This window comes from Acinetobacter sp. IRS14 (genome assembly GCF_034650275.1).
GTDB classification, from domain to species: domain Bacteria; phylum Pseudomonadota; class Gammaproteobacteria; order Pseudomonadales; family Moraxellaceae; genus Acinetobacter; species Acinetobacter oleivorans.
The window spans coordinates 1-13,843 of record NZ_JAOVFN010000023.1 but is presented as its reverse complement, the minus strand read 5'-3'; the positions used below and the strand labels follow the sequence as shown (position 1 = coordinate 13,843).

Annotated in this window: 7 protein-coding genes; all 7 read left to right on the top strand. The window is 43.7% G+C overall.

Annotated elements, in window-relative coordinates; genetic code table 11:
- The first annotated feature begins 16 nt into the window (after positions 1 to 16).
- From ODQ17_RS16250 to ODQ17_RS16220, 7 genes are read left to right on the top strand one after another with little or no spacing between them, the layout of a single operon-like run.
- Positions 17 to 1,792, top strand: coding sequence for an acyl-CoA dehydrogenase (locus ODQ17_RS16250; RefSeq protein WP_174743866.1), 1,776 nt, complete (start codon positions 17 to 19; stop codon positions 1,790 to 1,792).
- Positions 1,789 to 2,049 carry an acyl carrier protein gene (locus tag ODQ17_RS16245; RefSeq protein ID WP_004795344.1) on the top strand — a complete coding sequence of 87 codons (261 nt, stop codon included), beginning with the start codon at positions 1,789 to 1,791 and terminating at the stop codon, positions 2,047 to 2,049. Before ODQ17_RS16250 ends, ODQ17_RS16245 begins: the two co-directional genes overlap by 4 nt.
- Positions 2,046 to 6,005, top strand: coding sequence for a non-ribosomal peptide synthetase (locus tag ODQ17_RS16240; protein ID WP_322904980.1), 3,960 nt, complete (start codon positions 2,046 to 2,048; stop codon positions 6,003 to 6,005). The genes ODQ17_RS16245 and ODQ17_RS16240 overlap by 4 nt, the downstream gene beginning before the upstream one ends.
- Before the next feature lie 24 nt (positions 6,006 to 6,029).
- Positions 6,030 to 9,683, top strand: a complete 3,654-nt coding sequence (locus ODQ17_RS16235; RefSeq protein ID WP_322904979.1) for an outer membrane lipoprotein-sorting protein — start codon at positions 6,030 to 6,032, stop codon at positions 9,681 to 9,683.
- Positions 9,680 to 10,954, top strand: coding sequence for a porin (locus ODQ17_RS16230; RefSeq protein WP_322904978.1), 1,275 nt, complete (start codon positions 9,680 to 9,682; stop codon positions 10,952 to 10,954). The genes ODQ17_RS16235 and ODQ17_RS16230 overlap by 4 nt, the downstream gene beginning before the upstream one ends.
- A 54-nt stretch (positions 10,955 to 11,008) precedes the next feature.
- Positions 11,009 to 12,862, top strand: a complete 1,854-nt coding sequence (locus tag ODQ17_RS16225; RefSeq protein ID WP_322904977.1) for an alpha/beta fold hydrolase — start codon at positions 11,009 to 11,011, stop codon at positions 12,860 to 12,862.
- The gene (locus tag ODQ17_RS16220; protein ID WP_322904976.1) at positions 12,862 to 13,623 is read left to right on the top strand and encodes a 4'-phosphopantetheinyl transferase family protein; all 762 of its coding nucleotides are present in this window, start codon (positions 12,862 to 12,864) and stop codon (positions 13,621 to 13,623) included. The genes ODQ17_RS16225 and ODQ17_RS16220 overlap by 1 nt, the downstream gene beginning before the upstream one ends.
- Positions 13,624 to 13,843 lie beyond the last annotated feature (220 nt).

Genomic DNA, 13,843 nt, shown 5'->3' with positions numbered 1-13,843 from the left:
GTCACTTACATCTAATTTGCGGCAGTTTCAATCTGCTGCTCGTCTGGAGCAAATTTTAGGCTCCGTACATGATACTAACAACGATTTTTCTTGGTCCGCTGCCATTGAGCGTGATGAGAAGGAACAATACCCTCAGCGTGCTGTTGATTTTCTGAATGCCGTAGGCATGAACCGTTTTTATGTACCTTCAGAGCTTGGAGGTCGCATGGAAATTGGTGAAGAGTTGCTATATCTGCATCGTGTGTTGGCACGACGTGATCTAACCATCAATTCGACCTATAGCACGAATGCTTGGTCTGTGATTGTATGGATCGGTGGTAATGCGAACCAATGCCAAAACATTGCTAGTCGAATTTTGAGTGGTGCTGCACCAGCGCTGGCTTATAGTGAGAAAGCGCATGGAGCTGACCTTTTATCTAGTGAAGTAACTGCACAAGCTACTGAAAGCAAGTACGTTTTGAATGGCGAAAAATGGTCAATCAATCGCGCTACTCTAGGTGACTCTTTAAGTCTGATTGCTAAAACGTCGGATGACCGTGGACCACGTAGCCTGAGTGCATTCTGGCTCGATAAGCGTCATATGGTTTCTAAGGGAACTTATAGCCTGAACCGTCTACCAACAGTGGGTATGCGTGGGTTAGATATCAGTGGTATTGGCTTTAACAATGCTGAAATTCACAAAGATGCTCTGATCGGTGAAGAGGGTCAGGGCTTAGAGCTTGGACTCAAGACGCTACAGGTGACGCGTGCATATTGCAGCAGCTTCTCTTTAGGTGCGGGCGATACGATGCTGCGCATCGCGACTGAGTTTGCTATTGAGCGTGAGTTATATAACAAAAAAGTAATAAGCATTCCGCTGGTGCGTGAGCAACTGGCTACAGCCTATGCCTATCTATTGGCGGCTGAGGTGTTGTCACTCGTTGGTGCGCGTGGGTTACATGTTTGTATCAATCAGTTCAGCACATGGTCACCGATTATTAAGGTACTGGTGCCTGAGTATGTAGAGTCACTCGCTAAGATCACTTCCTCAGTGCTTGGGTCACGTTTTTTCTTAAGAAATGCATATGCTGATGGAATGTACCAGAAAGCTTTCAGAGATCATCTGATTGTTAGTGTGTTTGACGGCAGTAGCACCGTCTGTCTAGACAGCCTGAGTTTTCAGCTCAAGTCTGCCAATAAAGGCCGTAGCAAAAAAGTAAACCATCTCGACCAAGCCGAAGCTAAAGCACGCTATCACCAGTTATATGACTTACAGGTGAAGACGGATGCTATTGATTTTCGTGAGCTTGAAATTTTCAACCGCGATGGTGACTTGGTGATGGAGTCACTGGGAACGATCATCGAGATGCTCAACGATGCGGACGTTACAGAGGGAATGACTGCTGAGATTCTGTCCCCGCTACGTGAACGTGCTGATCAGCTTCTTATCGAGCAGCGCACACTAGATCAAAAAATTCAGGATTATTTCTCAAATTCAGAAGCGGCTAAAGAGTTTGAAACATTACGTTTCAGCTTGGCCCGTGACTATGCCGAGTTATTTGCTCGCATTGCTGTGCTGGGTTTTTGGATCTTTAACCGTCATGGCTTAAGACCTGCTTTGCAGGATGGTGCGTGGCTGATCATTTTCCTAAATGCTGCTGAAGGGCAGACATCCCCTCCAATGACATCACTACGTGAAAGCACATTGGCAGATCTGCTAGACCGAATTTCAACCAACCATATGTTATCTGTCATCGATTTTGCACTGGCACCACGTGATGCCAAACCGGTTAAAGAGGAGATTACCCCATGAATAAAGATAAAGCTTACTGGAGCGCAATCATTCGTACGCTAGTAGCCAAAGAAATGCGCGTAGAGCCTGAGACGATTAATCCAGATCAAAAATTTACCAGTTACGGTCTTGATTCGATCGTTGCTTTGTCTGTGTCTGGGGATTTAGAAGATCTGACAAAACTAGAGCTTGAACCGACATTACTATGGGATTACCCGACAATTAATGCGTTGGCTGAATATCTTGTTTCTGAGTTGCAACAGGGAGTTGCTTCGTGAATAACCTTGTACGACTAGAACCAGAAGTTCTGTCACGTCATGCGATTTCTGCAGAACAGCTTGGCATCTGGTATATCCAGCGCCTTGAGTCGACCTGCAGTGCCTACAATATGGTGGTGGCCTTTGATGTGAAGGTCAACCAACCATTAGGCAATAAGCCGATGGAGATTCTAGAAGCGGTAATGCATGATTATCCGCTGCTACGTGTAAGTATGCCTGCCAATGATCAGGGTATTGAGCAACTTATCTGGGATCGAATCTATCCTAATATCGTCTTCTCTGATGCTCGCCATGTCGATGCATCTGATTTGACACAATTGGTCGAGCAGGATACTAAACAGCCGTTTGATCTGACTCAGCCACCGCTGTGGCGTATTCACTGTTATGAACGTGGTGAAAATCACTATGTGATTGCAGTCGTGATTCATCATGCCCTCATGGATTTCTGGTCGATTGGTCTCTTACTGCGTGATGTCGGCAAACGTTTTGGACTAGTTACAGAGTCAGACGTAGTGAACGGAATCGAGTTCGCACAGTATGCTGATAAGCAGCAGAGTACTGCGATTGACGATGCTGATGAGAGTCTACTGTTCTGGAAAAATACGTTACAACATGCACCACACGTACATAGCATTCCGCTTGATTATCCTCGTCCAGCTGTGCAGCAACACAAAGGTAGCTCACTGGTGTTCCGTGTACCTGAGTCAGTGTCGTCTGGTCTTGTGAACTTAGCGAAAGATTATGAGATCACGCTGTTTGGACTCGTACTCTCTGGCTTCTATATCCTGCTACACAAGCTATCAAATGAAAATGAACTTGTTATTGCTACACCTGTAGCTGGTCGACTTGAACGCTCGTTACGCAATGCACTGGGGCAGTTTGTCAATACGATTGCTATTCACATGGACATTGATGCTGACCAGACTTTACGTCAATTTACACAGCAGGTGCAGGAACAATTAAGACAGAGCCTCAAACATCAAAAAGTTGCCTTTTCCAGAGTAGTTGAAGCTGTTTCACCAAAGCGTGATGGCAGTATTAACCCATTAGCTCAGGTGGGAATGTTCTGGGAACGTCTAGGTGGCATGGATGAGTTTAAAGAACTACTCCTGCCAATCCAGACCCCAGCGACTTTGGTCGGCCAAGACCTGACCTTAGGTAGTTTTCCAGTTCGCCAGCAAGAAGGTCAATTAGATCTTACGCTGGAAATGGGCGGTGAATATCAAGGCGAACTAGTTGGTGTACTGAAATATAATTCCGAGTTATTTTCTGCACAGTCTGCCGAGAATATGATGCAACTGCTGCAATCTGTACTATCAGAGATCGTAGCTCACCCTGAACGTAAGATCGTTGAGTTAGATATTGCGCCTGATTATGTGGATGGCATCCAGTTTGAGACCCTTCGTGGACAGGCGACTGATTATCCTCAACATGATCTACTGGCAATGATTCTAAAGCAGATTGATGAGCGTGGTGACAATCATGCTTTGACCTCGAAGGATCATGCGGTTAGCTATCGTGAGTTAGGTCAACATATCGCTGGTATTGCTGAATATTTGCGTGCGCATGGCGTTACCCGTGGCGATCGTGTAGGTCTGATGTTAGATCGTACAGCTTTATTGCCAGCAGCAATCCTCGGGATCTGGGCGGCGGGAGCAGCTTATGTACCGCTAGATCCTAATTTCCCAAGTGAACGTCTACATAACATCATCGAAGATGCTGAACCTAAAGTCATCTTAACTCAAACCGAGTTGATGGATGCTCTTAACGTTTCTGTGCCGCGTTTAGATATCAATCAAGCTGGCGTTGTGCCACTGGAGCAAGTGCGCGAGACGCTGGCATTTGGTGAAACCGCTTATGTGATGTACACCTCAGGCTCGACAGGTAAGCCTAAAGGTGTGCGTATTGGGCATCCTTCAATCATCAATTTCTTGCTATCTATGAATGATAGATTGCAAGTAACGACTGAGACTCAGTTGTTAGCAATCACCACTTATGCATTTGATATCTCGATTCTTGAGTTGCTGATTCCGCTGATGTACGGCGGTGTAGTGCATGTTTGCCCACGTGAGGTATCACAAGACGGCAATCAATTGGTGGATTATCTAAATACAAAGTCTGTCAATGTTTTGCAGGCAACACCAGCTTCTTGGAAAATGCTCTTAGATAGCGAGTGGAGCGGCAATACGGGATTGACTGCACTCTGTGGAGGCGAAGCGCTAGATACTATTCTTGCAGAAAAACTGCTGGGTAAAGTCGGCTATCTTTGGAATGTGTATGGACCAACCGAAACTACAGTGTGGTCTAGTGCAGCTCGTATCACCGATGCAAAGTGTATTGATTTAGGCGAACCACTGGCGAACACCCAACTTTATGTACTTGATGAACAGCAACGTTTAGTCCCACCGGGCGTCATGGGGGAGCTTTGGATTGGTGGTGATGGTCTAGCAGTTGATTACTGGCATCGACCTGAACTGACAGATGCTCAATTTAGAACTTTGCCATCTCTACCAAATGCTGGTCGACTCTATCGTACTGGAGATAAAGTCTGTCTGCGTACAGATGGAAGTTTGACTCATCATGGACGTCTAGATTTCCAGGTCAAGATTCGTGGATTCCGTATTGAACTAGGCGAAATCGAGAATGTTATCAAACAGATCGATGGTATCACCGATGCAGTTGTACTGGTTAAGAGTACAGCCAGCAACGACCAGAAACTGGTGGCTTATTTAACTGGACATGAGATTGACATTGCTAGTTTGAAAAAGACGATGCAAATCCATCTACCAGCTTACATGGTACCAAATACGTTTATGACGTTGGATGAATTTCCAATGACGGCCAACAATAAGTTGGATCGTAAAGCGTTTCCTGAGCCTGTGTTTGAACAAAGCAACGATTATGTTGCACCACGTGATCCGATTGAAATTGAACTCTGCACTACTTTTGAACAGATTTTATCGGTTAAACGGGTTGGTATACACGATGACTTCTTTGACTTGGGTGGACATTCGTTACTTGCTGTGAAGCTTGTTAATCACCTTAAAAAAGCATTTGGCACCGAACTATCAGTTGCTTTGCTGGCCCAATATTCCACTGTGGAGAGTTTGGGTGAGATCATTCGTGAAAATAAAGAAATTAAGCCTTCTATTGTAATTGAACTACGCCGTGGAACTTACGAACAACCACTGTGGCTGTTCCATCCAATTGGTGGTAGCACCTTCTGTTATATGGAGCTTTCGCGCCATCTCAATCCGAAACGTACCTTGCGTGCTATTCAGTCTCCTGGACTGATTGAGGCAGATGCTGCAGAAGTGGCAATCGAAGATATGGCAACGCTCTATATTGCTGAAATGCAAAAGATGCAGCCTGAAGGACCTTATTTCCTCGGTGGGTGGTGCTTTGGCGGTGCGATCGCATACGAGATCAGTCATCAGTTGCGCCAAATGGGACAGCAGGTCACAGGTATTGTCATGATCGATACCCGAGCTCCAATTCCAGAGAATGTGCCTGAAGATGCTGATGATGCGATGCTTTTGTCTTGGTTTGCCCGTGATTTGGCTGCGCCTTATGGCAAGAAGTTGACGATCCCAGCGCAATACTTGCGTGAATTGAGTCCAGATCACATGTTTGATCATGTGCTTAAAGAAGCTAAGGCTATTAATGTCCTACCTTTAGATGCAGATCCATCAGATTTCCGACTTTACTTTGATACCTATTTAGCGAATGGCATCGCACTCCAGACCTATTTCCCAGAGCCTGAAGAGTTTCCGATTCTTTTTGTGAAAGCCAAAGATGAACCAGAAGATTTTGGGGAAAGCTTAGGTTGGGATCAATTGGTCAAAGACACCTTTAAACAGGTGGATCTGCCTGGCGATCATTCATCAATTATGTACGCTGAGAATGTCGTGGCTGTTGCCCAGACAATTGATCAGATGTATCCAATTCCCGCATAAGAAATACAAGAAGGTAGAACCACTATGGTGACCATAGAACATGCTTTCCTCATACCGGCCGAGATTGACAAGGTTTTTAACTATCTTGCAAACCCAGCCAATGATGCAGGTTGGCAATTGTCGTGTAAGCATTCTGAACTGCTAGACAATACTCCACGTGTGGGCAGCAAGTATGAAATCGGTTTTAGCTTTATTGGGCGTGAGATGTCCTTTAAAGGTGAAATTACACATCTAGTACCGAATGAATTGTATGCGTTTAAAGTAGTGGAAGGACCCTTTCACTACACTGGGACTTACCGTTTCAAACCACATGCAGAAGGTACCTGGATTGAATGGGTGTTTGAGGCAGAGCCAGGCAGCTTTTTTGGTGTATTGCCCCCAGCACTACTAAAAAAGATGGTTCTTGCTCAGTTTAAAAAAGATGTTGCTAATCTTGAAGCATTGGCTCAGAAGGGTGAAGCCTATGAGTCGGTTGGCAACGATGGTAAGCAAACGCATGAGACCAATAGTAAACCACTTCGTAAAACTCATCAGATGATGGAACAATACGCGCGTTGGATTCTCAGACATCGCCGTATTGTACTGACTGTGGTGATGCTTTTAACGCTTGCCTTGGCATATCTCGCATCTGGCGTAAAAATTATTATTGATCCAGATGCGCTTGCCCCTAAAGGTCATCCTTATATCACCTCGACCAAGCTGATTGAAAAGAAATTCGGCTCCAAGTACATGGTCGTGATTGGTATTACACCGAAGCAGGGTGATATTTATCAGCCGCAAGTGTTAGAAAAAGTCAAACGTATTACCGAAGAAGTTGATAATGCTCCAGGCGTGGTTCGATCTACTCTAATGAGTCTGGCTGCACGTCAGGCCAAAGGGATCACCGCCAATTCGGATGGATTTGATGCCAAGAAACTACTGCCGAATAGTTCTGTGACCGAGAGTGATGTCGATCACCTGAAAAAACTGCTGGCACTGAATCCAATCTATATGAATTCGGTAGTATCTAAAGATCAGAAAACTGCTGCTATTTTGCTTGAACTTGAGGAAAGTCCAGAAGGCTTCCAAAAGATGATGGGCCCGATCAACAAAATCGTAGCGGCTGAACAGTCTAAGGATATGACCATCAGTGTTGGTGGTAATCCAGTCTATTTAGATAAAGCTGAAGATTACTCTAAGCGTATCAATATCTTGTTCCCAATTGCCGTGTTGGTTATTGGATTATTGCACTTCGAAGCATTCCGCAGTAAACAAGGTCTGATTCTGCCATTAGTTACAGCATTATTGTCTGTGGCATGGGGTATGGGCATGATGGGGCTGTTCAAACAGCCGATGGATATTTTTAACTCTCCTACACCAATTCTGATTCTGGCCATCGCGGCAGGGCACGCCGTGCAGTTGCTCAAGCGATACTATGAAGATTTTGATCGTCTGATTGCCCAAGGGATGGAACCTAAAGCTGCAAATAGCGAAGCCGTGGTGCAGTCTATGGTTCGTGTTGGTCCAGTTATGATACTGGCTGGCGGAATTGCAGCGGCTGGATTCTTCTCACTGTTGACTTTCAACATTCCGACTATTCGCTCATTTGGTATTTTTACAGGAATCGGGATCATCAGTACGCTGATCATTGAGATGACTTTTATTCCTGTACTTCGCTCGATGTTACCACCACCTTCGGTTACTAAGGTTGCACGCAAAGGTTTGCCGATCTGGGACTGGATTCCAAAACGCATTGGTGATGTCATTTTGTCAGTTCGTCCGCGAATGATGCTAATGACTGTGATTGCAGTACTGGGCGTTTTTCTTGCTCTCGGCACGAGTCGTATTGTGGTGGATAACGATAGCCGCAACTTCTTCTCGCGTGATCTACCAATGCAGCAAGACGACAGATTTTTGAATCAGTCTCTTGGTGGTACAAACAGTCTCTACATCATGGTCGATACTAAAGTTCGTGATGGTATTGAAAACCCAGAAATCCTAAAAGCGATTGATAATACAGAGAAGTTCGCGAATTCAATTCCAGAGGTTGGTAAAACCATCTCTATTGTGGACTATATCAAGAGAATGAATCAGGCAATGAATGCCGATCAGCCACAGGCATTTCAGGTTCCAGCAACTAAAGATGTTGTTGCTCAATATCTGCTGTTGTACTCAATGTCTGGTGAGCCGACTGATTTTGAATCTTACATTGATACAACTCAACGCTATGCCAAGATCACGATTCTGCTAAAAACAGGTAGTAATCACCGCATCAAAGAAATCCTTGAGTCGCTAAAAACATATATGGCGGGTCAATTGGGTGATAAAGCAGTCGTGAGTTTTGGTGGTGATGTGACTCAGACCATTGCTTTAACTGAAACTATGGTTCACGGCAAACTCATGAATATTCTACAGATTTCATTTGCCGTATTCTTTATCTCTGCCTTAGTTTTCCGTTCGTTCTCTGCTGGACTCATTGTCCTAACACCACTTCTATTTTCGATTCTTGCAATCTTTGGTGTGATGGGCTGGCTCGACATTCCGCTCAATATTCCAAACTCTCTGATCTCAGCCATGGCGGTTGGTATCGGTGCAGATTATGCCATTTACTTCCTCTATCGGTTGCGAGAAATCTTGAGTGAAGAGGGTGGTGATATCAAAGATGCTATTCGTAAAACTTTAAGTACTGCTGGTAAGGCTTCGCTTTTTGTTGCGACAGCTGTTGCTGGTGGGTATGGCGTATTGTCCTTATCGCAAGGCTTCCATGTGCATCAATGGCTAGCGATGTTTATTGTGATTGCGATGCTTTTCAGTGTATTTGCAACCTTAATTATGGTACCTACAATGATTCTAATGTTGAAACCTCGTTTTATCTTTCCCTCAAATAAGAAGAACATTACCGTTGCACAAACTGTTGTGACCAGTCTCTTGTTGGGTACGGCACTCACAATGTCGATGCCTAAAACATCTCATGCAGATGAAGTTCAAGACATTGTTAACCGTAGTGATGATGCCTCTAAGTTCTTGTCTTCAAGTGCTAGTGCTAAATTTGTGCTGACATCTAAAAGCGGCGAGCAACGTGTACGTTTAACTAAAAATATGACTAAGCTTGCTGGAAATACTCAGAACAATATGCGTTTGACTGAATTCATCTCACCAGCAGATGTACAGGGAACCACGACGCTGTTGATTGAGAATGCAAAAGGCAGTGATAGCATGTTTGTCTATTTACCTGCATTGAAAAAAGTACGTCGTTTGGCATCAGCGAATAAGGGTGATGCTTTTATTGGTACGGACTTTAGTTATGGTGATGTACTTGGCTATAAGCTAAGTGACTGGAAGTACACTAAACTGGCAGATGGCAAATTTAATGGCAAAGATTGCTATACGATTGAAGCAACGCCAATCAATAATACTGTGAAGAGTGACTTTGGTTATAGCAAACGTCGCATGTGCATCCTCAAAGACAACTTTGTTACAGCAACTATCGATATTTGGGATACTGCAGGTAAACCGTTAAAGCATATTGAGTTCACCGATATCCGTCCTTACGGCAAAGTGAAACCAAGATGGCAGGCCATGAAATCTATGGCGAAAAATCTGCAAACTCAGCATATGACACAAGTGATCGTTAATGATTTTGTCGCAGAGAAAACCTTATCCGATAAGCTTTTCTCACCGCAGAGTCTTGAAAAATGACGCAAGGTGCCTATTGGGTATTTGCATGCTGCAGTAGCTTTATGCTACTGCAGCATGCTCATGCAGATGACAGCGAAATTAGTTTTGTAAGCCAGAACTCAGCCAGACTCGATGTGTGGTCATCAGATCGTGATTTAAGTTCGTTAAAAAACATTGGACAAGCAAGCTTCTGGTCCAATGGTACGCTCAAGTTTAATCCAGAGTTTAAGATCCATTACGACATAAATATTGGAGACGAAACGGACCATACTGTAAACCCAGATCAGGTGAGTAAGGTAAATCGCAATTTACGTGAGTTGTATGCCTCTTATAACTGGGATCAGACAGTCTATGTCGATGTTGGTCGCCAGATTGTAGTCTGGGGGAGAGCTGATGGGATTAACCCAACAGATAATCTATCACCCCGTGACTATACGCGCCTAGTACCAGATGAGACAGATCAACGTCTTGGAAATGATGCAATCAAATTGACATATATTCCTGAATCAGGAACCAATAAATGGACAGCATTGTGGTATCCGCGTAGTCGTTCAGATGTGATTCCATTGCGCCAGATTTCTGGTGTCCAGTATGAAATAGATAAGAAGAGCCGACCTGCATTTGCAATGCGCTGGGATTATTCTGTAGATGGTCTAGATGTTGGGGCATCGTATTTCTCAGGTTTGGATCACATGCCCGATCTGTCAATTCTTTCTGCATCTCCAACAGGGGAGGCAACATTGCAGCTGAAAAATAATCCTATGTCTGTCTATGGATTTGATTTCAGTTATAACCACAACGATATCGTATGGCGCGGTGAAGCGGCATATACCCATACTGACTCGAATGGTAGTGAAGATCTTACGCACAAAAAAAATAATCTGACCGTGGTCATGGGGCCAGAATTAGCATTGAAGAATTCCACGCTGAGTTTGGTCGGCGTATACAAACATACGGAGGACTTTAGATCTGCCGATAGCCTAACAAATCCAGTATTGAGCGCAGTCTACCGTTATCAGCAAACAATCAGTGACCAATATCAGCAGAACCAGTATGGAGCTATGCTGCGCTATGCACTTAACTTACTGAATGATAATCTGAAATTAGAAGTAACAGGATTCTACTTTGCACCAGAGCCTAATGAATTGTTGAGAGTACGTATTAATTACAGCCTTGATGATCACTGGCAATTGAATGTAGGTGGAGATCGCTTCTGGGGTAGAAATGATACGGTGTTAGGACAATTTAGAGATAACAGTCTGGTGTATGCCCAGGTTCGATATAATTTTTAAGATAATTCGCTCCAAAACAATGCTGGGAGTGCCCAGTCCCTAATAAGGTGATTTATGGATAATTTAAATAATGCAAAAAAAGATAATTTTTCACGGAAGACCATATTAGTAACAGGTGCAGCAGGTTTTATTGGTAGCAGACTGATCGTTGATCTTCTGCGTGAAGGTCATCAGGTGATTGCTGCGCTGCGTAATGCCGCAACCAAGAAAGATAAGCTGTTAGGTTTCATTGCAACGGAAGGGCTGGTCGATCCGTCTATTTCGTTTGTCGAATATGATTTAAGTCGCGATTTTAAGCTGGACTCTCTGCTAGCGGATGCTCAGGCAAAGATCCATGTGATTTATCATCTTGCCGCATCCTTTAATTGGGGCATTAGCAAAGCTGAAGCTGAGCGTACCAATATTAAGTCAGGACTTGCCTTAATTGAATGGGCTGCAACATTGAAGCAGCTTGAGCGATTTATCTGGATTGGTGGATATCGTGTGGCGGCTCCGCCACACGAGTCGGCTGATGAGTTGTATTGCAAACACGGTGGCTATGAAGCTTCAAAAATTTTGGGTTATCAAGCTTTCATTGAGGCCTGTAAGCGTTTAAATGTGCCATGGACTGCGATAAATCCGGCGACAGTCATTGATGGTTTTTATAACTATGGCGATATGCAATATATCGGTGTTGCTGACATGATTGATAAGCTCTATCAGGGACGTCTGCTGGCATTGCCAGGTGGTCGTGACACATTCCTGCCACTATGCAATATGCAGTATATCGTGAGCTTCTTGATTCGAACGATGTCTTATCCTGAGACTATTGCTCAGGAGTATATGTTGCTTGATCCTGCGACGCCGAAATTTCATCGTCTCGTTCACCTAGCTGCCGAGCATTTGGGAGTCGGCACACCACATTTACAAGTACCCAAAGGTCTATTAGAGAAATTACCTGAGGTATTGCTTGATGGTTCTAAAGAACAACTCTCTTTCATTTCTACCGATCACTATCATGTTGCTGGGGCAGAGGCGATGGCAGCGAAAATGGGCATCGCGGACCTGATCAATGTCACTCCTTATTTTTCTCGTTGGATTGATCGTTTGGTGCTTACACGCTTTGGTCGTATGCAAGTACCAACACCTAGTCATTTCAGCTATCAGAATCGATATTGGACAGAAATCTATACTAAACAGCCGATTAGTTCTGACACATCATCTGCATTATTTTTACATGGGATCCCATTTGATAGTGCATGCTGGACTCCAATCATTAATAAAATTACATATGATCAGGTCGCTATGATGGACCTGCCGGGACTTGGGCGTTCAGGCAGTTATGAGATGATGGAAGACAACAACCATCAATTTATTGATGCCGCTGCAAAGCTTTTAGCGTCAAATAGTGTTGTCATTGCGCATTCGTTAGGATGTCTTTTTGCGTTGAATCTTGCAAAGAAATATCCAGATAAAGTTGCACGTCTTATCCTCATATCACCTTATTTTGTTCAAGCGCAGGCCGCTAAAATGTTTCAGATCCAAGCTATATCTAATCTGATTTTCCGTTTTGTGCCAAAAGATATGATTGCTAAAGACCTACATCCAGATGGACAACAAAATCCGTCTGTTGGTTATGCGATAGATTCATTACGTCGAGTGTCGGTAGCCAAGCATATTAGTGAGTATATGCACCGTATTAGTTTGCCGCAGCAGCGAGCAACTCAGACAGCTTTATTAAATGAACTTCGTTCTAAAGTTGAAATAATTGTGGGAGATAAAGATCCAATTGTTACCACAATAAGCGCAGATATCCCTATACATATTATCGCTGGTGCAGGCCATAATCCACACGTTACACATGTAGATGCGGTTTCTGACTATCTCGCACCTGTTTTAATGAAATACAACAGCACTACCGCTTCCTAATGTCTAATAGTGCCCAAGTGCAGGTTTATGTCTGCCCAGTTTCACGGGTACCACAAGACCATATGGTATTGAGTCATTATCTCGGCTTTCTCAGTTCGGCAGAGAAGCTGAGATATGATCAATATCATCCTAAGGCGGCTCGCCTTTTCTTGATCTCTCGCGTATTAGTGAAGATTGTCTTGGCAAATAAGCTAGGCATCTCACCTCATCAAGTTAATATTCAATTACATCCCAACGGCAAGCCTTTTGTAGAAGGTAGCAAGGCTGTGTATTTTAATCTTACTCACTCAGCGGACGTTATTATTCTTGCTGTGACTGAAGAAGGGGAAATAGGAGTGGATATTGAACAAGTGGATCGTGAGTTCGAGTGGATGCGTGTTGATAGTGTGTTAGCACCGACCGAAATTGAATGGATTAAAGAGAATGAACTCACTGATCCATTCAGTGTATACCAGCGGTTTTTTCAAATATGGACCTTAAAAGAGGCTTATATCAAATGTACTGGCGAAGGAATGAGCGGTCATTTAAAGAAGCTCAACTTTCATGTGTTGCCTGAGCATATACAGTTTCTCGACTCAACCAATGATGCTCAAAAGACAGAAGAGTATTATTTTGAAAGCTATATATATGATTCTAATTTCATCTTTTCTATCTGTTTACAACAAAGTTGTAGCCTAGAGCGCTTTAACTTGGACTGTTTTCAATTATTACCTTTTATATCTACGCATCGAATAACTCCAACGCCTTGTAAATATAGCTAGATTGAATTGTTATAACTGACGATTTAAAAAAGTAAATCTAGTAATGAAATACTTGGCTATGAGCCGAGCCATTCTCAATGAATTATGCTGTGAATAGATAGACCATAAAAAAATTATGAATTAATGAAAAGAAAAAAGCCCCAGTCTTTCGACTAGGGCCTTTTAAATTTGGAGCGGGAAACGAGACTCGAACTCGCGACCCCAACCTTGGCAAGGTTAT